Below are 20,304 nucleotides of genomic sequence, written 5' to 3' on the forward strand. Positions count from 1 at the left end.
CGAGGCCCGATCCCGCCCTCGCGCCCGGAAGGAACCCACCACCCCATGAGTCCGCTCCTGCTCCGTCGTCCTGCACGCACCTCGCGCACCGGGCGCGCTGTCGTCACCGCCACCGCGGTCGCCGTCGTCGCAGCCCTCGCGCTGACCGGCTGCTCCGGCTCGTCCGACACCACCGGCGGCAAGGACGCCACGGTCCGTGTCGGGCTCGTGCTCGAGCCGACGAGTCTCGACATCCGCACCCAGTCCGGGGCGGCGCTCGACCAGGTGCTCATCGACAACGTGTACCAGGGGCTCGTCGGCCGGACCGCCCAGGGCGACGTCCGCGACGTGCTGGCCTCGTCGCACCAGGTGTCCGACGACGGCCTGACGTACACGTTCACGCTGCGGGACGGCACGACGTTCCAGGACGGCAAGCCGGTCACCGCGGCCGACGTCGTGTGGTCGCTCGAGCAGGTCAAGTCGAACGACTCGTACGTCGACTCGGCCATGCTCGCGGGCGTCACGTCGATCACCTCGCCGTCCGCGGACTCCGTCGTGCTGCAACTCGCCAAGCCCGACTCCGACCTGCTCTGGAACCTGACCGGTCGCGCCGGCCTGGTGCTCGAGAAGGCCGCGGACAACGACCTGTCCGACAGTGCGAACGGCACCGGCCCGTTCGAGGTGTCGGACTGGAAGCAGGGCGACTCGCTCACCTTCGACCGCAACGAGGACTACTGGGGCACGAAGGCGAAGGTCGCGAAGATCGTCTTCCGGTACATCACCGACCCGTCGACCGCCGTCAACGCGATGGCGAACGGTGACCTCGACGTCCTGAACCCGGTCGACGGCACCCTGAAGAGCCAGCTGCAGGGCAACGGCGACATCACGCTGCACAGCGGCAAGACGACCGACAAGTACACGCTGGCGTTCAACGACCGCAAGGAACCCTTCACCGACAAGCGCGTGCGCCAGGCGATCCGGCAGGCGATCGACGCGAAGGCGCTCATCAAGGCGATCGGCGGCACAGGCGTGGAGCAGGGCGGCCCGATCCCGGAGCTCGACCCCGGCTACGAGGACCTGACCGACATCGACGCGTACGACCCCGCGAACGCGAAGAAGCTCCTCGCCGCCGCCGGGCAGCAGGACCTGAAGCTGACGCTCACCTACGCGAACATCTACCCGACCACCATCGGCGACGTGCTGAAGTCCCAGCTCGCCGACGTCGGGATCACCCTGACCGTCAAGCGCGTCGACTTCGCCACCTGGCTGTCCTCGGTGTTCCAGGCGCCGAAGTCCGGCGAGCGGGACTTCGACCTGTCGATGGTCGACCACGTCGAGGCGCGTGACTTCGGCAACTGGGCGCACCCGGACTACTACTTCGGCTACGACAACCCGAAGGTGCAGGCGCTGTACGCCCGGTCGATCGCGGCGACCGACGAGGCCACCAAGACCGAGGCACTGCGGAAGGCCGCACGCATCGTCAGCGAGGACGCGGCCGGCGAGTGGCTCTACACGGCGACCGAGATCACCGCGGTGCGCTCCGGCGTGACGGGCTTCCCGGTCGACGGCGGCAACTCGCGCCTCGACCTGTCGAAGCTCGCGGTCAAGTGAGGCGGAGCCACACCACGCCCCGGAGCGGCCGCGTGCCCGGGACGCACTCCCTCCCCGTAGCATCGGTGTCGTGACCCGGTTCCTCATCGGGCGGGCGCTCCTGCTCGTCGTCGGCCTGCTCGTGGCGAGCGTCATCATCTTCGCCACGCTCCGCGTGCTGCCCGGTGACGTCGCCCAGGTCGTCGCCGGCACGCAGTCGACCCCGGCGCAGGTGGAGCAGCTCCGCCAGCAGCTCGGACTCGACCGGCCCGTCGTGGTGCAGTACCTCGACTGGATCGGCGGGGTGTTCCGCGGTGACCTCGGCCGTTCCCTGGTGACGAACGGTGCCGTCGCTCCGGAGATCGCGCAGAAGCTCGCGATCACCCTGCCGCTCGCCGCGATGTCGCTGGTGACCGCCCTGGTGATCGGCGTGCCGCTCGGGGTCGTCGCCGCGGTGCTCCGTCGCCGCCCGGGAGGTGCCGTCATCGGGTTCGTCGCACAGGCCGTCGCCGCCGTGCCCGTCGTGTGGGCCGGCATGCTCCTGGTCGCGCTGTTCGCCGTGACGCTGCACTGGCTGCCGACGCAGGGCTTCCCGCTCGACGGCTGGTCGGAACCCGGGCGGGCGTTCGCGTCGCTCGTGCTGCCCGCGCTGACCATCGGTGCTGTCGAGGGGGCCGTGATCCTGCGGTTCACCCGCTCCGCCACGCTCTCCGTCCTCGACGCCGACCACCTGCGCACCGCGGCCGCGATCGGCCTCACCCGCACGCAGGCCCTGCTCCGTCACGGGCTGCCGAGCGTCGCCCTGACGGTGCTCGCCGTCCTCGGGGTGCAGATCGCCGGGCTCCTCGTCGGGGCCGTCGTCGTCGAGCAGCTGTTCTCGCTGCCCGGGGTCGGTCGGATGCTCGTGACCGACGTCGGCCGCCGTGACATCACCAAGGTGCAGTCCGAACTGCTCGTGCTCACGGGGCTCGTGCTGCTCGTCGGGTTCGCCGTCGACGTCGTGCACCGCACCCTCGACCCCCGACAGCGCGAGGTGCAGGGATGATCCGCCGCCTGGTGTCCCGACCGACCGGGGTCTTCGCCGTCGTCGTGCTCGGCCTGCTGGTCGTGCTCGCCGCCGTGTCGTTCGTCTGGACGCCGCAGGACCCGTTCCGCGCCGACCCGTTCCACCAGTGGGAGGGACCGAGCGCCGCGCACTGGTTCGGCACCGACGCCGCCGGCCGCGACATCGCCAGCTACCTGCTCGCCGGCACCCGCACCACCGTGCTCGTCGCCGTCGGCTCCGGCGTGATCGCGAGCGTCGTCGGCATCGTCCTCACCGCGATCGGTTCGCTCACCGCCCGCTGGGTGCGCGAGGGCACCGCGGTCCTGCTCGACATCCTGGTGGCGTTCCCGACCCTGCTCACCGCGATGCTCCTGACCGCGGTGTTCGGCGGGTCGCTCGGCGTGGTGATCGTCAGCGTCGGGCTGTCCTTCGGCGTCACGATCACCCGCGTTGCCCGCGGCGAGATCCGGCGGATCGCCCGGAGCGACTACGTCACCGCGGCGCGGGCATCGGGCGTCGGCGGTGCCGGGGTGCTGTTCCGCCACCTGGTGCCGAACGCGGCGCCGCTGTTCACCGTGCAGCTGTCGCTCGCGATGGCCACGGCCGTGCTCGCCGAAGCCGGGCTGTCCTACCTGGGCTACGGCGCAGGGTCCGACACCGCGTCGTGGGGCAGCCTGCTGTCCGACCTGCAGACCTACATCGGGGTCCACCCGTGGAGTGCGACCTGGCCGGGCGCCGCCATCGCCCTCGTCGTCGCGGCACTCTCGCTGCTCGGCGACGCGGTGCGCGACGCCTCCGACCCGCGGCTGACGACGAGCGACCGCAGCACCGACGACCGTCACAGCGATCCGGCGACGACCACCCCGGGGGTGACCGCATGACCGCCGACGCACGCGCCGGATCCGGCCCAGCCGGCCCAGCCGGCACCGACGCGACCACCGCAGCCTCCGGGCTCGAGGTGCGCGGGTTGTCGGTCCGCATCACGGGGCGGACGATCCTCGACGACGTCAGCTTCACCGTTCCTCCCGGCCAGCGCGTCGGCGTGATCGGCGCGAGCGGATCCGGCAAGTCGATGACCTCGCTCGCCCTGATGGGCCTTGCGCCCACCGGCGCCGTCGTGACCGGCAGCGTCCGCCTGGACGGCACCGAACTCGTCGGCCTGCCCGACCGCGAGCGCGCGCGACACCGCGGATCGGGCATCGCGATGGTGTTCCAGGAGCCGGGCACCGCGCTCGACCCGTTGCGACGGGTCGGCGGGCAGATCGCCGAGCCGCTGCGCCTGCACCGCGGGCTCGACCGTCGCGCGGCCCGCGCGGCGGCCGTCGACCTGGCGGCGTCCGTGGGCCTGCCCGACCCGGAATCGCTGCTGCGGCAGTACCCGCACCAGCTGTCCGGCGGGCAGCGGCAGCGGATCTGCATCGCGATGGCGATGGCGGGCGAGCCGTCGTACCTGGTGGCCGACGAACCGACCACGGCGCTCGACGTCACGACCGAGGCACGCATCCTCGACCTGTTCGAGCACCTGCCCGCGGGCATGGTGTTCGTCACCCACGACCTCGCCGTGCTCGCGCGCATCGCCGACACCGCCGTGGTGCTCGACGCCGGCCGGGTGGTCGAGCAGGGCCGGGTCGCGGACCTGCTCGCCGCGCCGCAGCACCCCGCCACCGCCGCGCTCGTCGACGCCGCACGTGCCACCGCCAGGAGGACCGCCCCGTGACCCTCCCGGCCCTGGAGACCACCGGTCTCCACCGCACCTACCGCCTCCCCCGCCGCGGCCCGTTCGAGCCCGGCCCGGTCCGCACCGCAGTCGACGGTGTCGACCTGGCGGTCGCCCCCGGCGCACGGCTCGGCATCGTCGGCGAATCGGGGTCCGGCAAGTCCACGCTGGTCCGGTTGCTCGCCGGCCTGGAGGCCCCTTCCGCCGGCACCGTCGCCGCCTCCGGTCGTCCGGTGGTCGCGTCCCGGTCCGCGCGTGCCTTGCGCTGGTTCCGTCGCGAGACCGGGGTGGTGTTCCAGGACCCGTACGCGTCCCTCGACCCGCGGATGCGCGTCGGCGCGATCGTCGCCGAGCCGCTGCGGGCCCTGCAGGTCCCGGGGTCGCACGACGAGCTCGTCCGTGCCGTGCTGGAGCGCGTCGACCTGCCCGCGGACACGGTCGACCGGTACCCACACGAGTTCTCCGGCGGGCAGCGGCAGCGGATCGCGATCGCCCGGGCCGTGGTGCACTCGCCCCGGATCCTGTTCGGCGACGAGCCGATGAGCGCCCTCGACGTGGTCGTCCGTGCCCGGGTGATCGAGCTGTTCCGATCGCTCGCCGACGACCTCGGGCTGACGCTCGTGCTGGTGTCGCACGACATCGGCGTCGTGCAGCGGCTGTGCGACACGGTCGCGGTGATGTCCGACGGCAGGGTCGTCGAGCACGGGCCGGTTTCGCTCCTCGATGCGCCGCAGCACCCGGTGACGCGGGCGTTGGTGGCGGCGGCGCCGACGCTGCCGTAGGCGGGCGGCGCCGGGCGGGCGGCGAGCGGCGGGCGGCGGCGCACCGTGCGCGTCCCGCCACTCCGTGCGGGCTTGCCCGCACGGAGCCGCCCTACAAGGCCGCGCCGAACAAGCAACACCGCACCACATGCACGAAACCGCACCGTGCGCCAGCCAGGAGGCACGGCACCGGCCCGCCCCGCACCTCCAGACCAGACGCACACGAGTCCACCGCACCGTGCGCGCCCCGCCACCCCGTGCGGGCTTGCCCGCACGGAGCCGCCCTACAAGGCCGCACCGAGCGTGCAACACCGCACCACATGCACGAAACCGCACCGTGCGCGCCCCGCCCCGCGCCTCCCGACCGACGCGCACGAGCCCACCGCACCGTGCACGCTCCGCCAACCCGTGCGAGCTTGCCCACACGGAGCCGGCCTACAAGGCCGCACCGAACAAACAACACCGCACCACATGCACGAAACCGCACCGTGCGACAGACAGGAGGCACGACACCGGCCCGCCCCGCACCTCCCGACAGACGCACACGAGCCCACCGCACCGTGCACGCCCCGTCACTCCGTGCGAGCTTGCCCGCACGGAGCCGGCCTACAAGGCCGCACCGAACGTGCAACACCGCACCACGTGCATAAAAACGCACCGTGCACGCCCCGCCAACCCGTGCGGGCTTGCCCGCACGGAGCCGGCCTACAAGGCCGCACCGAACGTGCAACGCCGCACCAGCCTGACAACGCCGCACGGTGCGCCGCTCGCCCCGCGCCCCGCGCGCTCCCGGAGCCGCCCGGGCCTGGCGTCAGGCGGTCCAGGCGACCGGGTGCCGCCGCTGCCAGCGCAACCGGCGCTCGAGCTGCGCGCCGATCGCGAGCAGGACGCGCTCGCAGCCGGGGCGTCCGATCAGCTGCACGCCCATCGGCAGCCCGCCCCCGTCGGGGTGGTCGTCGTCGGTCACGCCGACCGGCAACGTGATCGCGGGGAGCCCGGACACGTTCGCCATCGACGTCCACGGCGAGTAGGCGCACTGGCGGCGGAAGTCCTCGTCCGGGTCGTCGCCGTACCAGCCGAGGGGCCGCGGCGTCATCGCGAGGGTCGGCGTGAGCACCGCGTCGAACCGGTCGAACGCGCCGATGAGCGTCGTCGAGAAGGTGTCGAGCGTCGTCATCGCGTCGAGGACCTGCGTGGCGGACAGTGCCTGCCCACGCGCCACGAGCCAACCCACGAGCGGGGTCAGCGCCGACAGGTCGATTCCGGGCACCAGCGGCAGGCGGGCAGCCGAGCTCTCCCACGCCACCCGGAACGCGTCGGCGTAGGGCACGCGGGGCATCCGGACGTCCTCGACGCCGTGCCCGACCTCGCCGAGCACCCGCACGGCCGTCTCCACGGCGGCACGGGCAGCGGGATCGACGACCACGTCGACGGTGTCGTCCCACGGCGAACCGTCGAGCACCCCGACGACGAACCGGCCCTCGCCGCGGACGGCGGCCGCGGTGAACGGCCCCTCGCCGACGTCGGGGGTGACGAGGGCGTACGGCGACGGCTCCGGCAGCCCGGTCGGCGCGACCAGCGCGTCGAGGAGCATGCCCGCGTCGGCGACGGAGCGGGTGAGCGGTCCGGCGACCGACAGGCCGCCGACGCCGGAGCGGCCGGGCATGGACGGCACACGACCGCGGCTCGGCTTCAGCCCGACGAGTCCGGTCGCCGCCGCGGGGATCCGCACCGACCCGCCGCCGTCCGAACCGATCGCGGCCGGCAGCAGCCCGGCGGCGACGGCGACGGCCGCACCGCTCGACGACCCGCCCGGCGCCCGCGTGGTGTCGTAGGGGTTCCGGGTCACGCCGAGCCGGGTCTCGGACGACGAGGACATACCGAACTCCGGTGACGCCGTCTTGCCGAGGCTGACCGTGCCCGCCGCGTCGAGCGCGGCGACGAGCGGGTGGTCGGCCGCGGCGGGCCGCTCCGGCAGGCTCGCGGTGCCGTTCCGCGTGGAGACGCCGGCGCGGTCGTACAGGTCCTTGTCGGCGGACGGGAGGCCCCACAACGGTCTCGACGTCGGCACCAGGTGGCCGAGGCGATCGGCTCGGGCCCGGGCAGCGTCCGCGGTGACCGTCACGAAGGCACCGAGTCCGGCGTCCACGCGTTCCACGCGGGCCAGGTAGTGCTCGGTGACCTCGAGGGCGGTCGCCTCCCCTCGGCGGATCCAGTCCCAGAGTTCCTGCGCGGAGAGGTGGTGGAGTTCGAACACGGCTCCGAGCCTAGGCGGCGGTCGCCCGTATCCTTCGACGGTGGACACCACTCTCCCCTCCGGCACGACGAAGCGCCGGATCGAACTGCGGCTCGTGAAGCCCCTGTTCGCCTGGTTCGCCCGGCCGACCGTCACCGTCGACGGGGTGGGGCACCCGGCGCAGTGGGGCACCGGCACGTGGGCGGTGCCGGACGACGGCGACACGGTGATCGGCGTGTACCTGTTCAACCGCGCGTGGCGGTTCGGGGCGGCTTCGGTGCCGGTGGGTGGTTCGAACGCGCTCGAGTACCGGGGCGGGCTGCTGCCGATCGGTGCGGGCCGGTTGACGCCGCGGGGCTGAGGGTCGCGCCGGTGGTGCCGCTCCCGCGTGGCACGATGGGCGCATGACCGCCACGCTCGTCGCCAAGGGCCTGTCCGGCGGGTACGCCGCTCGCACGCTGTTCGACTCCCTCGACCTGACGGTGGCGCCGGGCGACGTGATCGGGGTCGTCGGCGTGAACGGTGCCGGCAAGTCCACGCTGCTCCGGCTGCTGGCCGGGGTCGACGAGCCGCTGGCCGGCACGGTCTCCCTGGCGCCGACGGACGCGTTCGTGGGGTGGCTCCCCCAGGAGCACGAGCGCACCGCGGGCGAGACCGTCGCGGCGTACCTCGGGCGCCGGACCGGCTGCACCGAGGCGACGGTGACGATGGACGCAGCGGCGGCGGCCCTCGGGGACCCCGACGCCGGCGACGCAGCGGCCGACCGGTACTCGGCGGCGCTCGACCGCTGGCTCGCCGCGGGGGCCGCCGACCTGGAGGACCGGATCCCGGCGGTGCTCGCCGACCTCGGCCTCGAGCCCGGTACCGGCGACTCCGCTGCGGACGGCGTCGGCCCGGACTCCCTGATGACCGCGCTGTCCGGTGGGCAGGTCGCCCGCGTCGGGCTCGCCGCGCTGCTGCTGTCACGGTTCGACATCGTCCTGCTCGACGAGCCGACCAACGACCTCGACCTGGACGGCCTCGACCGACTCGAGGCGTTCGTGCGCGGGCTGCGCGGCGGGGTGGTGCTCGTCAGCCACGACCGTGAGTTCCTGGCGCGCTCGGTGACCTCGGTGCTCGAGCTCGACCTGGCGCAGTCGTCGAACCGGCTGTTCGGTGGCGGGTACGACTCGTTCCTCGAGGAGCGCGAGATCGCCCGGCAGCACAAGCGGGACGCGTACGACGAGTTCGCGTCGACGAAGGCCGACCTGGTCTCGCGGGCTCGGACGCAGCGCGAGTGGTCGAGCCAGGGCGTGCGGAACGCCATGAAGAAGAGCCCGGACAACGACAAGATCCGCCGCCGTGCCGCCTCGGAGTCGAGCGAGAAGCAGGCGCAGAAGGTCCGGCAGATGGAGTCCCGCATCGCCCGGCTCGACGAGGTCGAGGAGCCGCGAAAGGAGTGGCAGCTCGAGTTCACGATCGGCAGCGCACCCCGGTCGTCGGCCGTCGTGGCGACGCTGTCGAACGCCACGTTCACCCAGGGCGACTTCACCCTCGGCCCGGTCTCACTGCAGGTCGACGGCGGTGACCGGATCGGCATCACCGGTCCGAACGGCGCCGGCAAGTCCACCCTGCTCCGGGCGCTGCTCGGCAAGCAGGCGCCGACGACGGGCACGGCCTCGCTCGGCTCGAGCGTCGCGGTCGGCGAGGTCGACCAGGCGCGTGCGGCGTTCACCGGCGACCAGCCCCTTGCGGCGGCGTTCGAGGCGATCGTCCCCGAGTACACGACGGCCGACGTCCGGACGCTGCTCGCGAAGTTCGGGCTCAAGGCGGACCACGTCGGCCGACCGGCCTCGGCGCTCTCCCCCGGCGAGCGCACCCGGGCCGGGCTCGCACTGCTGCAGGCCCGCGGGGTGAACGTGCTCGTGCTCGACGAGCCGACCAACCACCTGGACCTCACTGCGATCGAGCAGCTCGAGCAGGCGCTGGAGTCCTACGACGGGACCCTGCTGCTCGTCACACACGACCGGCGCATGCTGGAGACCGTCCGACTCGACCGGCAGTGGCGGGTCGAGGGCGGCACCGTCACCGAACGCTGACGGATCCACCGAACGCTGACGGATCGACCGAGGGGGGAAGCACCATGCGACGCAACACCTGGATCGCGACGACCGCCGGGGTGGTGGTGCTCGCCGTCGCCGCCGTCGTGGTGGGGGTGAGCGTCGGGTCGCCCGAGCCCGAGCCGGAGTCGACCCGCGCGGCACGGGCGACGACGACACCGACCCCGAGCGCCACGCGGACCCCGACGCTCGCGGCCGTCCCCGCCGCACCGTCCGACGCGACCCTGGCCGCGCTGCCGCTGGCGTTCCACGACGCGGTCGTCCCGCAGTTGCTCGACGGTTCGGACGTGGAGCCGGAGGACACGTGGCAGATCGCGACCCCGCGCACGCCGCTCGTCGCCCTGTACGCGAGCCCGTCGAGCCGCGCCCGGCCGGTGGCGACCCTGTCCCACCTGGTGTCGACGATCAACCGGCCCGCGGCGACGGCGGTCTGGGGTCGTTCCCCCGGCAAGGACGGCGGGATGCTCCTGGTGTCGACGCCGTCCCGCAACCGCACCCCCGGTGACGGCGGCGCCCCGGACGCCCCGAGCGCGACGTTCGCCTGGGCCCGGGCCGCCGACTTCACGGTGGTGCGCACCGACCGGATGATCACCGTCGACGTCGCCGCCAGCACCGTGTCCGTCGTCACCCGGTCGGGCAAGGTCACCGCGACCGAGGCCGCCCGGCTCGGCACACCGGAGGACCCCACACCGGCCGACACCGCCACCTACGTCGAGGCGGCGTACGTCGACACCCGCGTCGCGTACACGCAGGGCAACCCGATCATCCTGACCGGGGCGCACTCGTCCCGGATCCCGTCCTACGGCGGCAACGCTGCGCTGACCGCACTGCACTACTACCCGGACCCGACCGGCAGCTCGCACGGCTGCGTGCGGATCTCGGCGGAGATGACCCGCACCCTGGCGGCACTGCCCGTCGGGACGCCGATCCGGTTCAGCTGAGCACCGGCACCACCGGATCAGCCTCGCGGGATCCGGACGAGTCCGAGCCGCTCGACGACCTCGGCGCTCTCCTCCTCCGGGGTGCGGTCGGCGGCGATCGTCACGTGGGCTTCGTCGGGCTGCGGCGGCTCGAGCGTGGCGAGCTGCGACTGCAGCAGCGACGTCGGCATGAAGTGCCCGGAGCGCTGCGCCATCCGCTCCTCGATGAGCGCGCCGTCACCGGCGACGTGCACGAACACCACCCCGGGGGCCCGCAGCACGTCGCGGTACGAGCGCTTCAGGGCCGAGCAGGTCACGACGCCGTTCGTCCCGGCGTCCAGGTGCCCGCGGATCCACCCGGCGACGACGTCGAGCCACGGCCAGCGGTCCTCGTCGGTGAGCGGGGTACCGGCGTGCATCTTGTCGACGTTCGCCTGCGGGTGCATCGCGTCGCCCTCGGCGAACTCCCACCCGACCTGCTCCGCCACCATCGCGGCGACGGTCGACTTGCCGGACCCGGAGACCCCCATCACGACCAGGACGCGGGCGTCGAGCCCGGTGTCGGCCGCACCGGCAGCAGCTGCCGCACCGTGGTCTGCTGCGCCGCTCATCGGATGAACACCCCGGCCAGCAGGACCCCGAGCAGACCGAACACCGAGATGAGGCACTCGAGCACCGTCCACGTCTTGAACGTCTGCCCCACGGTGGTGCCGAGGTACCCCTTCACCAGCCAGAACCCGGCGTCGTTGACGTGCGACAGGAACACCGAGCCAGCACCGATCGCGAGCACGAGCAGCGACGTCATCGGCGTCGACAGGTCGGCGGCGATGGGCGCCATGATGCCGGCGGCGGTCACGGTGGCGACCGTGGCGGAACCGGTCGCGACGCGCACCAGGGCCGAGACGATCCAGGCGACGAGCAGCACGGAGACGCCGGAGTCCTTCACGGCGTCGGCGATCACGCCGCCGATGCCGGTGTCGATGAGCACCTGCTTGAACCCGCCGCCGGCGCCGACGATGAGCAGCACCCCGGCGATCGGGGGCAGCGCGCTCTCGAGCGACTTCGACACCGCGGAGCGGTCCATGCCGCCGCCGATCGCGAAGAAGACCATGGCGTAGACGGCGGCGATGCCGATGGCGATCATCGGGGAGCCGAGGAAGTCGAGCAGGCTCACCCACGAGCCGGCGGCGTCCGGTGCGGTGGCCTCACGGATCGCCTGGGCGAGCATGAGCACGACCGGCAGCAGGATGCCGATCAGCGCGACGGTGAACGACGGGCTGCGCGGCTCGCTGATGACGCGCGTGAAGTCGCTCTTGCCGTTGGGCAGGGACGCGGTGTCCTGCGTGGCGGGGCCGCGCCGGGCCTCCCGTCCGGGGTGCGCCGGGTCGTCGGCGAAGGCGGCGGACCCGGAACCCGACCCCGAGGCGGAACCCGACCCCGGCCCGGCGGTGGCGACCGCCCCACGCGACCCGAACATGTCGGGCACGGGGATGTCGACCCAGCGGGCCGCGAAGCGGGCGAAGAGCGGCCCGGCCAGGATGATCACCGGGATCGCGAGCACGATGCCGAAGGCGAGCGTGGTGCCGAGGTTCGCGCCGACGGTGGAGATCGCGACGAGCGGGCCGGGGTGCGGCGGGACGAACGCGTGCATCGTGGACAGGCCGACCAGGGCGGGGACGGCGATCTTCATGATCGGCACCCCGCTGCGCTTGGCGACGAGCACGATGATCGGGATGAGCAGGACGAGGCCGACCTCGAAGAACATCGGGAGCCCGATGAGCGCCCCGATCAGGGCCATCGTCCACGGCAGCGCCGCCTTCGACGACTTCCGCACCAGGGTGTCCACGACGCGGTCCGCTGCGCCGGAGTCGACGAGCATCTTGCCGAACATCGCCCCGAGTCCGACCAGGATGCCGACGCTCGTCATGGTCGCGCCGAAGCCGTCGCCGAAGCTGGTGACCGCCTTGTCCGGAGCGAGCCCTGCACCGATACCGACGCCGAGCGCACCGATCGTGAGCGCGATGAACGGGTGCACCTTGAGCCAGGTGATGAGCGCGATGATCACCACGATGCCGACGAGTGCCGCGATGATCAACTGCGGGATCGAACCGGACGGGTCGACCGTCTCGGTGGTGCCACCTGCGGCGAGCAGGTGGTCCGGGAGAGCGTGAGGCATCAGCGCCCCTTCCTGGAGTCGCTGCTGCGCGGCTCCGTCGCCTTCGTGTCGAGGGTGGACTGGCGCGACGAACGCCGACCCTCAATAATCTGATTAATCAGACTATACGACGTCGTCCCGCGCGCCAACCGCCCGCCCCCGGAGTCTGCCGCTTCGATGGGATCGGTGTCACGGCGACCGCGTGACCCGTACTGCACGGAGGAACGATGCCCACGGCACGCGGACTGCACGCCCAGGTGCTCGACACGCTCGGCCAGCGGATCGTCGACGGCGACCTGGCCACGGGTTCCGTCGTCCGGCCCGACGTGGTCGCCGACGAGTTCGGGGTGTCCCGCTCCGTCGTCCGCGAGGCCCTGCGCGTCCTGCAGTCCCTCGGCCTGGTCGAGCCCCGGCAGCGGGTCGGCACGCTCGTCCGCGACATCACCGCGTGGGAGTTGCTCGCCCCGACCGTCATCCGGTGGCGGGGCACGTCACCGGCGTACTTCGTGCAGCAGCGCGAGCTGGTCGAACTCCGGCTCGGGGTCGAACCGGTCGCGGCGTCCCTGACCGCCGGCACCGACGGCGCCTCCGCCGTGCTCGCCGCCGCCGAGGACATGCTCGACGCCTGCGGGCGCGAGGACAGCCGCGCCTACCTGGAGGCCGACGTCCGCTTCCACCGGGCGCTGCTCACCGGGTCGGGGAACGCCGTGTTCGCGCACTTCGCCGGCACCGTCGAGGCGCTCCTGCGCACGCGGACGTCGGAGTCGCGCGACCCGATCACGCGCTGGACGCGCGAAGCGGCGCTCCGGCACCAGGCGGTCGGTCGCGCAGCGGTCGACGGCGATGCCGACGCCGCTGCGGCAGCGGCGACCGCGCTGCTCCGCGTGACGCGCGACGAGTTCATCACCGAGGCTGCCGCAGGCTGACGCGACCGGGCGACGGCCTGGAGGCGCGTGCCGGGCCCGTCACGGGCCTCCCGTCCGCCCTGCAGGGAGCGACCACACCAGCGCTCGACCCGGAGCTGCTGGTCACCACGGGCAGAGCCGCACCCACATGAGCGGTCGCTCAGGAGGTTCAGGACTTGCGCCCCACGGGTTGTGGTGCGCGCGGTCCTGACTAGCCTGTTGCCGGGGGAGCATCTAGGGTTCCTCGACCGAAATCGGAGGAATCTCGTGCAACGACAGACCCGTGTCGCTCGAACAGTGGCGATGATCGCCATCGCCGCGACGACGATGGTCGGGCTGGTCGGGTTGGCCGGTCCAGCGCAGGCCGACCCTGCGTTCTCGGTGTCCGGGACGTTGACCGGCAAACCGTCCGCCACAGCCGCCACTGTCCCGCTCGCCGGCGTCGAGGTCTACCTCAGTGGCCTCGCGGGAAACTACGTTTCCGCGTACGCGTACACCGACGCGGCGGGGCACTGGTCGATCTCCGAGATGGACGACCACTCCAGCGGCGCCGACGACGTCCCGCTCGCCGCGGGCTCGTACACGGTCCAGTTCAACTGCGCCACCACCGGCAGGAGCAGCTGCAACCACGACTACGTCGTGGAGTACCTCGGCCACACGCTCCTGTCGAGTGACTCGACCAAGGTCACACTGACTGCAGCCCACCCGACGGCAGTCGCTGACGACGAACTCGCTCGGGGCGCGGCGGTCTCGGGCACGGTGACCACCGCCGACGGCACGCCGATCGCCGGCGCGTCGGTGTCGGCGAACCCGGTGGGTGGCTTCTCGAACAGCCACACGACCACGGCCGCCGACGGCAGCTACACCCTCGACCAACTGACGACGACGAACGACGTCATCAGCGCGGGCTTCTACGACTCCGCGCACCCCGACGCGCACGGTTTCCCGATCCGGTACAGCACGCAGTGGTGGGACCACGCCTCCACGCAGGGTGCCGCGACGCCGGTCCCGCTGGTCCCGGCCTCCACGAAGCCCGACATCGACTTCGCGCTGTCCGTCACGCCGTTCGTGAGCGGGCGGGTGGTCGACGCCGCGGGGAACGGTGTCCCCGCACTCACCATGGTCCCGATGCGCTTCGATCCGGGCACCGACCAGTTCGTCGGGCCGAGGTCGGGTCCGAACGAGACCGACGCGCAGGGGTACTTCCGGCTCACTGGCGACCTCGGTTCCGCGACCCGGTACAAGCTGCTGTTCTCCGACTCGCTCGGCAGCGACGACGAGAACCCGCAGACCCGGACTCCGTTCGAGACGACCTGGTACCGCGACGCCGCTTCGTTCGACGACGCGACCGTCATCACCGTGCCGACGAGCGGGAGCGCGGACCTCGGCACGATCCCCGTCTCCCCGCACACGGGTGCGTTGCGCTTCATCGGCAACCCGGTCATCCAGCAGGACCAGTTCCAGGACGGCTTGCTCGTGGTCAGTGGTGTCGCCGCCTCCCCGGGGACGGCGAAGAGCACTGCTCAGTGGTACCGCGACGGCACTGCGATCAGCGGAGCGACGAGCTACTCGTACACGCCGGTCGCAGCGGACGAGGGGACCGTCCTCACCGTCACCGTCACCGCGAAGCTCGGCACCGAGACGGCCTCTGCGACGTCCGCGGGGTACGAGGCGCCGTCGGACGAGTAGTCGCTCGGACCGCTCTCCGCAGTGACGAGAGCCGGGCGCTCGACGTGCCGGAGCGCGCGCGTTCAGACGGCGGGGTCGCCGTGGCGGCGACCGGGCGACGTCCTGGAGGCGCGTGCCGGGCCCGCCACGGGCCTCCCGTCCGCCCTGCGGCCACGTGGCGAGCGTGACGGACGTCCGTCAGGTCCGTCAGGTCCGTATCGGTGCCGGCGCCGGTGACGGCACCGGCACCGGTGCCGTCAGCGGCGGCGGGCGAACAGCCGTGGCCCGCGCAGGCGGAGCCGCATCGTGACGGTGCCGAGCCAGCGGTCGTACTTGTAGCCGACCTTGCCCATCCGGCCGACCTCCTCGAAGCCGAGCCGCTCGTGCAGCCGGATCGACGCCTCGGCCTGCCGGTCCGCGATGACCGCCACCACCTCGCGCACCCCGGCCAACCGGCACTCGTCGAGCAGGGCCTCCATCAGCGCACGGCCGAGGCCCTTGCCACCGGACGCGGCACCGAGGTAGATCGAGTCCTCGACGACGTGGTTCGAGCGGTCCCGCGGGTTCCACGCGTCGACCAGCGCGTACCCGAGGATCTGCCCGGCGGGGTTCTCCGCGACCAGGAACGGCAGCCGGCGCTTGCGGATGTCGTCGTAGCGCTTCTTCCACGCGGCGTACGTGAACGCCGACGGGTCGAAGGTCACCGACGAGTTCCGGACGTAGTGCGTGTGGATCTCGCGCACGTGGGGCAGGTCCCCCACCTCGGCCGCACGGATGCGGTACTCGAAGGCCGTCTCGGTCGCCGCCGGGGCACGCAGGTGTCGCGGCAGGACCCGCCGTCGCTGGTATTCCTCCTCGAGCACGTGCCGAGCCTACTGAGCGGGCAGCGTCCAGTCGACGGGCGGTGCGCCCTGCGACTCGAGCAGGGCGTTCACCTGCGAGAACGGGCGGCTGCCGAAGAACCCGCGGGACGCGCTGAGCGGACTCGGGTGGGCCGAGGCGACGACCGGGGTGTCGCCGAGGATCGGCCGCACCGACCCGGCCTGGGCGCCCCAGAGCACGGCCACGAGCGGGGTACCGCGGGCGACGAGCGCTCGGACGGCCTGGTCGGTCACCGCTTCCCAGCCCTTGCCGCGGTGGCTGCCGGCCTCACCTGCCTGCACGGTGAGCACCCGGTTGAGCAGCAGCACGCCCTGGTCGGACCACGCCCGCAGGTCACCGTGCGCGGGCGGTGTCACCCCGAGGTCGTCGGACAGCTCGCGGTAGATGTTCGCCAGGCTCCGCGGCACCGGACGGACCGCGGGGTCGACGGCGAACGACAGGCCGATCGGGTGGCCGGGCGTCGGGTAGGGGTCCTGGCCGACGACCAGCACCTTGACGGCGTCGAAGGGGGTCGTGAACGCGCGCAGGACGTCACCGCCGGCGGGCAGCCAGTGCCGACCCGCAGCGGTCTCGTCACGGAGCCACGTACCGATCCGGTGCACGTCGTCCTCGACCGGGGCGAGCGCCGACGCCCAGCCGGGGTCGACCAGGTCGGCGAGCGGCCGTGGTTCCACGTCGGCTACGCGCCCATGGTGGCGACGGACACCGACTCGTCGCCGGCCATCACGCGCCAGACGCTGCCGGTCCCCCGGACCTCGAGCGCCCCTTCACCGACGACGAGCGTGGTGTCCTCGTCGATCGCGAGCCCGGCGGTGACGAACTCGGCCTCGGCGCTGGCGATGAGCCGCGCGAGCGTGCCGGCTTGCACCGCGTGGACGTCGATCGTCAGGTCGACCAGCCCGAGGCCCTCGCGGAGCTCGACCTCGTCCAGGCCCTCGGACGCGGCCTCGGGGCAGATCTCGACGCCACCGATGCGCCAGCCGCCCACCAGGGCACGGTCGGCGGCGATCATCGCGCCGGCCGAGTAGCCGAGGTAGGGCAGACCGTCGGAGACGAGCAGGCGGAGCTGGTCCACCAGCGGCGCGATCGCCGCGAGGTAGTCGGGCGTGACACCGCCGCCGATCACCAGGGCGTCGACGTCGCTCAGGACCGTCGTGTCGAAGACCTGGCCGGCAGCGACCTCGGTGACGAACACCTCGGCTGTTCGCGGGCCACCGAGGACCTCGGCGATGTCGGCGGTCGACGCCGGGCTGCCGCCGTCCGGGCCCGCCACGGAGAGCAGGGCGATGCGCGGGACGCTGCGGCCGACCGCCGCCGAACGGGCGGTGGCCTCGGCGAGGAACGGCGCGGCGGCGTCCGAGGCGGCGAACAGCCCGCCGCCGACCAGGTGGATGCTCACGACTCGGCCGTCACGGGCGCCAGGGCGCTCCACGGGAACGTGATCCAGCCGTCGACCCGGCGCCACACGTGGTCGGGCTCCAGGACGGTGCCGGGCTTCGAGTACAGGCAGGCGCTCCGGACGTCGCCGCCGGCGTTCCGGATGATGTCGACCACCAGGCGCAGGGTGCGGCCGGAGTCGGACACGTCGTCGACCACCAGGACCCGCTTGCCGGCCAGGCTCGGGGCGTCGAGGGCGGGGGCGAGCACGACCGGCTCCTCCAGCCGCTGCTCGACGTCGGTGTAGAACTCGACGTTGATCGAGCCGCACTCCTTGGTGCCGAGCGCGTACGCCACGGCACCGGCGATGATCAGTCCGCCGCGGGCGACGGCGACGACGACCTCGGGCTCGAAGCCACTGGACAGGACGTCCTTGGCGAGCAGGCGTGCGGCGTCACCGAACTCCAGCCAGCCGAGTACCTCGAGCCCGCTCGTCACGGTCACGGTGGACGGAGCCGCGGGCTCGGGTTCGCTGCTGATCGGCATCCGACCACGGTACCGGCAGGGAGCCCACGCCCGCGACCCGCGCCCGCCGCCCGGGCGCTGCGCGGGTCGCCGCGGCGCGCGGCGCGGGTGGCACGGGTGCGCGGCGTACCGGCTGCTCAGCGCGGCGTCAGCGGGCCGCGCGCCAGCTTGTGCTGTGCCGACTGCGCCACCGGCCGGATCGTCACCAGGTCGAGGTTCACGTGCGGCGGCAGCTCCACCGCGTGCACGATCGCCTCGGCGACGTCGTCGGCCACCAGCGGCTCCGGCACGTCGTCGTACACCGCGGCGGCCTTCTGCTCGTCGCCGCGGAACCGGGTGAGCGCGAACTCGTCGGTCTTCACCATGCCCGGCGCGATCTCGACGACCCGGATCGGCTCGCCGTTCAGTTCGAGCCGGAGTGCGCCGACCAAGGCGTGCTCTGCGAACTTCGCCGCGTTGTAGCCGCCGCCGTTCTCGTACGCGACGAACCCGGCGGTGCTGGTCACCGTGACGATGTCGGCTCCCCCGGACACCCGAGCCCGGTCGCGCAGGTGCGGCAGCAGCGCGGAGACCACTCGCTTCGTGCCGATCACGTTGACCTCGAACATGGCGCGCCAGTCGTCGACGTCAGACTCCTCGACGCTCGCCGAGCCGAACGCCCCGCCGGCGTTGTTCACCAGGACGTCGGCGCCGCCGAGGTCCGCGACCCGCGCGGCGAGCGCCGTCACGTCGTCTGCGTCCGTGATGTCGGCCACCAGGGTGTCCGCCCCGGTCTGGGCGGCGAGCGCTTCGAGCTTCGCGGTGCGGCGGGCCACGGCGAGCACGTCCCAGCCCCGCGACCGGAACAGCCGGACGGTGGCCGCCCCGATGCCCGAGCTCGCTCCGGTGACGACTGCGCGCCGTGCTGCCATGTGATCTGCCTCCTGCGTCGGTGACCGGAGCACGTGGTGGCCCGGTCCGTCCACCGTACCGAGCGGGACGGTTCCGGCACCGCACCAGGCCGTCCAGGTCACGATCCGGTAACGTGACCGGCGATGACGACGGATGCCGCCCCTCCCGCCCCCTCGGCCCCGGCGACGCAGCTCGAGCCCGGTCGAGCCCCGCGCCGGATCCCGATGTGGGACACCGCGCGCTTCGTCGCGGTCACGCTCGTGGTCATCGGCCACGCGATCCAGCGGCAGACGCCGGCGAGCGAGCACGCCCTGGCGCTCTACACGTTCATCTACGCGTTCCACATGCCGGCGTTCGGCGTGATCAGCGGGTACTTCTCGTCGGCGGACACCCCGACGGCGAAGCGGATGCGCCGGACGATCACGGACATCGTCGTGCCGTACATCATCATGCAGACGATCTGGACCGTGGTGCAGGGCATCGTCGAGGGCGGCAAGGACTTCAACCCGACGCAGCCGACGTGGACCCTGTGGTTCCTGCTGGCCCTCGGCATCTTCAAGCTGATCCTGCCGTACCTGGCGCAGCTGCGGTGGCCGCTGTTCTGGGCGGTCGTGTTCAGCATCGGCGTCGGGTACTTCGACAACGTCGACTCGACGCTCTCGCTGTCCCGTGCGATCAGCCTGCTGCCGTTCTTCCTGCTCGGCTGGCAGGTCAAGCAGTGGGGCGTCTTCGACCGCTGGTACGAGGCGTCGCGCCGCACGGTCGTCCGGGTGCGGGTGGCGGCCTCCGTGGTGTTCGCCGCGTGGGCGGTGTCGTGCGCGGTCTGGATCCCGCAGTTCAAGGAGTTCGACCTGCACCACTGGTTCTTCTACGACGACTCCTACTCGGGGCTCGGCGAGGACGCCTGGTGGGCGGGGGCGGTGCGCTTCGGCCTGATGCTGCTCGCGACGCTGCTGACGGCGTCGTTCCTGGTGCTCATCCCCCGCCGGAACGTCTGGATCACCCGGTTCGGCGCCGCGACGATGTACGTCTACCTGCTCCACACGTTCGTGCTCTACCCGATCCGGGAGTCCGGCGTCCTGGCAGGCGAGCACTCGGCCTGGCCGTTCGTGCTGCTGATGGTCGTCATCGCGTGCGTCGTCAGCCTCTTCCTGGCGCAGCCCTTCGTGCGGCGCGGGATGCGCTGGCTGCTCGAGCCGAAGGTCGACTGGCTGTTCCGCCGCGACGCGGCGTAGCGGTGCCACCCCGCACCGTGCGCGTTCCTCCGGCCCGTGCGAGCTTGCCCGTCCCGTGCGGCCCGACAGCGCCGCACGGGACCACCGACCTCGCACCGTCCGACGGAACCCCGCACCGTGCGCGTTCCTCCGGCCCGTGCGAGCTTGCCCGTCCCGTGCGGCGCGGCAGCTCCGCACCGGACCACCGACCTCGCACCGTCCGACGGTGACAGCACGGTGCGGACGGACGGCCGGGAGGCCCGTGGCGCGTCGGGCGGGTGCGTTACGTCCCGAGGCGGGTGCGCTGGTGTGGACCCGGCCACCTGCGTACCGTGACCGG

The 20,304-nt window shown here is 72.8% G+C and carries 19 protein-coding genes; 11 read left to right on the top strand and 8 right to left on the bottom strand.

The window, feature by feature from the left end; genetic code table 11:
* The first annotated feature begins 45 nt into the window (after positions 1–45).
* From ASF75_RS03855 to ASF75_RS03875, 5 genes are all read left to right on the top strand, one after another.
* Complete coding sequence (locus tag ASF75_RS03855) at positions 46–1,590, top strand: ABC transporter substrate-binding protein (RefSeq protein WP_056068856.1); 1,545 nt, start codon at positions 46–48, stop codon at positions 1,588–1,590.
* 70 nt (positions 1,591–1,660) lie between these two features.
* A complete protein-coding gene (locus ASF75_RS03860) occupies positions 1,661–2,614 on the top strand; it encodes an ABC transporter permease (RefSeq protein WP_017885780.1) in 954 nt (317 codons plus the stop codon).
* Complete coding sequence (locus ASF75_RS03865; RefSeq protein WP_056068858.1) at positions 2,611–3,495, top strand: ABC transporter permease; 885 nt, start codon at positions 2,611–2,613, stop codon at positions 3,493–3,495. The genes ASF75_RS03860 and ASF75_RS03865 overlap by 4 nt, the downstream gene beginning before the upstream one ends.
* Complete coding sequence (locus ASF75_RS03870) at positions 3,492–4,331, top strand: ABC transporter ATP-binding protein (protein WP_200942669.1); 840 nt, start codon at positions 3,492–3,494, stop codon at positions 4,329–4,331. The genes ASF75_RS03865 and ASF75_RS03870 overlap by 4 nt, the downstream gene beginning before the upstream one ends.
* The gene (locus ASF75_RS03875) at positions 4,328–5,113 is read left to right on the top strand and encodes an ABC transporter ATP-binding protein (RefSeq protein ID WP_056068860.1); all 786 of its coding nucleotides are present in this window, start codon (positions 4,328–4,330) and stop codon (positions 5,111–5,113) included. The genes ASF75_RS03870 and ASF75_RS03875 overlap by 4 nt, the downstream gene beginning before the upstream one ends.
* Before the next feature lie 790 nt (positions 5,114–5,903).
* On the opposite strand, the gene ASF75_RS03880 is transcribed toward ASF75_RS03875, so the two are convergent.
* Positions 5,904–7,349: an amidase gene (locus ASF75_RS03880; protein WP_056068863.1), complete on the bottom strand. Its 1,446-nt coding sequence runs from the start codon at positions 7,347–7,349 to the stop codon at positions 5,904–5,906.
* A 40-nt stretch (positions 7,350–7,389) separates the two neighbouring features.
* Here ASF75_RS03880 and ASF75_RS03885 point away from each other — a divergent pair, with 40 nt between their 5' ends.
* Genes ASF75_RS03885 through ASF75_RS03895 form a run of 3 tightly spaced genes read left to right on the top strand, consistent with a single transcriptional unit; the run spans position 7,390 to position 10,368 of the window.
* The gene (locus ASF75_RS03885; protein ID WP_017888165.1) at positions 7,390–7,689 is read left to right on the top strand and encodes a hypothetical protein; all 300 of its coding nucleotides are present in this window, start codon (positions 7,390–7,392) and stop codon (positions 7,687–7,689) included.
* A gap of 43 nt (positions 7,690–7,732) precedes the next feature.
* Positions 7,733–9,406 carry an ABC-F family ATP-binding cassette domain-containing protein gene (locus tag ASF75_RS03890; RefSeq protein ID WP_056068865.1) on the top strand — a complete coding sequence of 558 codons (1,674 nt, stop codon included), beginning with the start codon at positions 7,733–7,735 and terminating at the stop codon, positions 9,404–9,406.
* A 44-nt stretch (positions 9,407–9,450) separates the two neighbouring features.
* Positions 9,451–10,368 carry a L,D-transpeptidase gene (locus tag ASF75_RS03895; RefSeq protein ID WP_056068868.1) on the top strand — a complete coding sequence of 306 codons (918 nt, stop codon included), beginning with the start codon at positions 9,451–9,453 and terminating at the stop codon, positions 10,366–10,368.
* Between the two features lie 17 nt (positions 10,369–10,385).
* Here the strand turns inward: ASF75_RS03895 and ASF75_RS03900 are convergent, their stop codons facing one another.
* Together ASF75_RS03900 and ASF75_RS03905 are read right to left on the bottom strand one after the other, a co-directional pair.
* Entirely contained in the window at positions 10,386–10,958 is a 573-nt protein-coding gene (locus ASF75_RS03900; RefSeq protein WP_056068870.1) for a gluconokinase, read from the bottom strand.
* A complete protein-coding gene (locus ASF75_RS03905) occupies positions 10,955–12,523 on the bottom strand; it encodes a GntP family permease (RefSeq protein WP_056068872.1) in 1,569 nt (522 codons plus the stop codon). Before ASF75_RS03905 ends, ASF75_RS03900 begins: the two co-directional genes overlap by 4 nt.
* Before the next feature lie 206 nt (positions 12,524–12,729).
* Between ASF75_RS03905 and ASF75_RS03910 the strand changes: the two genes are divergently transcribed.
* The gene (locus ASF75_RS03910) at positions 12,730–13,428 is read left to right on the top strand and encodes a FadR/GntR family transcriptional regulator (RefSeq protein ID WP_017888170.1); all 699 of its coding nucleotides are present in this window, start codon (positions 12,730–12,732) and stop codon (positions 13,426–13,428) included.
* Positions 13,429–13,710: 282 nt separating this feature from the next.
* The gene (locus tag ASF75_RS03915; RefSeq protein WP_056068874.1) at positions 13,711–15,096 is read left to right on the top strand and encodes a carboxypeptidase-like regulatory domain-containing protein; all 1,386 of its coding nucleotides are present in this window, start codon (positions 13,711–13,713) and stop codon (positions 15,094–15,096) included.
* A 236-nt stretch (positions 15,097–15,332) separates the two neighbouring features.
* Here ASF75_RS03915 and ASF75_RS03920 read toward each other — a convergent pair whose 3' ends face one another.
* The 5 genes from ASF75_RS03920 to ASF75_RS03940 all read right to left on the bottom strand — a co-directional run bounded on the left by ASF75_RS03920 (position 15,333) and on the right by ASF75_RS03940 (position 18,770).
* Positions 15,333–15,938 carry a GNAT family N-acetyltransferase gene (locus ASF75_RS03920; protein WP_017888172.1) on the bottom strand — a complete coding sequence of 202 codons (606 nt, stop codon included), beginning with the start codon at positions 15,936–15,938 and terminating at the stop codon, positions 15,333–15,335.
* A gap of 9 nt (positions 15,939–15,947) precedes the next feature.
* Positions 15,948–16,631: a uracil-DNA glycosylase gene (locus ASF75_RS03925; RefSeq protein ID WP_056068876.1), complete on the bottom strand. Its 684-nt coding sequence runs from the start codon at positions 16,629–16,631 to the stop codon at positions 15,948–15,950.
* A gap of 5 nt (positions 16,632–16,636) precedes the next feature.
* Positions 16,637–17,356, bottom strand: a complete 720-nt coding sequence (locus tag ASF75_RS03930; RefSeq protein ID WP_162243004.1) for a Type 1 glutamine amidotransferase-like domain-containing protein — start codon at positions 17,354–17,356, stop codon at positions 16,637–16,639.
* On the bottom strand, positions 17,353–17,880 hold the full coding sequence (locus ASF75_RS03935; protein WP_056068880.1) for a phosphoribosyltransferase: 528 nt from the start codon (positions 17,878–17,880) through the stop codon (positions 17,353–17,355). The genes ASF75_RS03930 and ASF75_RS03935 overlap by 4 nt, the downstream gene beginning before the upstream one ends.
* Positions 17,881–17,996: 116 nt before the next feature.
* Positions 17,997–18,770 carry an SDR family oxidoreductase gene (locus tag ASF75_RS03940; RefSeq protein WP_031260283.1) on the bottom strand — a complete coding sequence of 258 codons (774 nt, stop codon included), beginning with the start codon at positions 18,768–18,770 and terminating at the stop codon, positions 17,997–17,999.
* Positions 18,771–18,893: 123 nt separating this feature from the next.
* Between ASF75_RS03940 and ASF75_RS03945 the strand changes: the two genes are divergently transcribed.
* Positions 18,894–19,985: an acyltransferase family protein gene (locus tag ASF75_RS03945; RefSeq protein ID WP_056068882.1), complete on the top strand. Its 1,092-nt coding sequence runs from the start codon at positions 18,894–18,896 to the stop codon at positions 19,983–19,985.
* Positions 19,986–20,304: the final 319 nt, after the last annotated feature.

The sequence above is a fragment of the Curtobacterium sp. Leaf154 genome (genome assembly GCF_001424595.1).
GTDB classification, from domain to species: domain Bacteria; phylum Actinomycetota; class Actinomycetes; order Actinomycetales; family Microbacteriaceae; genus Curtobacterium; species Curtobacterium poinsettiae.

Coding starts and splice junctions, on each gene's coding strand:
- ASF75_RS03855 (WP_056068856.1), top strand. CDS start 46: ATGAGTCCGCTCCTGCTCCGTCGTCCTGCACGCACCTCGCGCACCGGG.
- ASF75_RS03865 (WP_056068858.1), top strand. CDS start 2,611: ATGATCCGCCGCCTGGTGTCCCGACCGACCGGGGTCTTCGCCGTCGTC.
- ASF75_RS03870 (WP_200942669.1), top strand. CDS start 3,492: ATGACCGCCGACGCACGCGCCGGATCCGGCCCAGCCGGCCCAGCCGGC.
- ASF75_RS03890 (WP_056068865.1), top strand. CDS start 7,733: ATGACCGCCACGCTCGTCGCCAAGGGCCTGTCCGGCGGGTACGCCGCT.
- ASF75_RS03895 (WP_056068868.1), top strand. CDS start 9,451: ATGCGACGCAACACCTGGATCGCGACGACCGCCGGGGTGGTGGTGCTC.
- ASF75_RS03900 (WP_056068870.1), bottom strand. CDS start 10,958: ATGAGCGGCGCAGCAGACCACGGTGCGGCAGCTGCTGCCGGTGCGGCC.
- ASF75_RS03905 (WP_056068872.1), bottom strand. CDS start 12,523: ATGCCTCACGCTCTCCCGGACCACCTGCTCGCCGCAGGTGGCACCACC.
- ASF75_RS03910 (WP_017888170.1), top strand. CDS start 12,730: ATGCCCACGGCACGCGGACTGCACGCCCAGGTGCTCGACACGCTCGGC.
- ASF75_RS03915 (WP_056068874.1), top strand. CDS start 13,711: ATGATCGCCATCGCCGCGACGACGATGGTCGGGCTGGTCGGGTTGGCC.
- ASF75_RS03935 (WP_056068880.1), bottom strand. CDS start 17,880: ATGCCGATCAGCAGCGAACCCGAGCCCGCGGCTCCGTCCACCGTGACC.
- ASF75_RS03940 (WP_031260283.1), bottom strand. CDS start 18,770: ATGGCAGCACGGCGCGCAGTCGTCACCGGAGCGAGCTCGGGCATCGGG.
- ASF75_RS03945 (WP_056068882.1), top strand. CDS start 18,894: ATGACGACGGATGCCGCCCCTCCCGCCCCCTCGGCCCCGGCGACGCAG.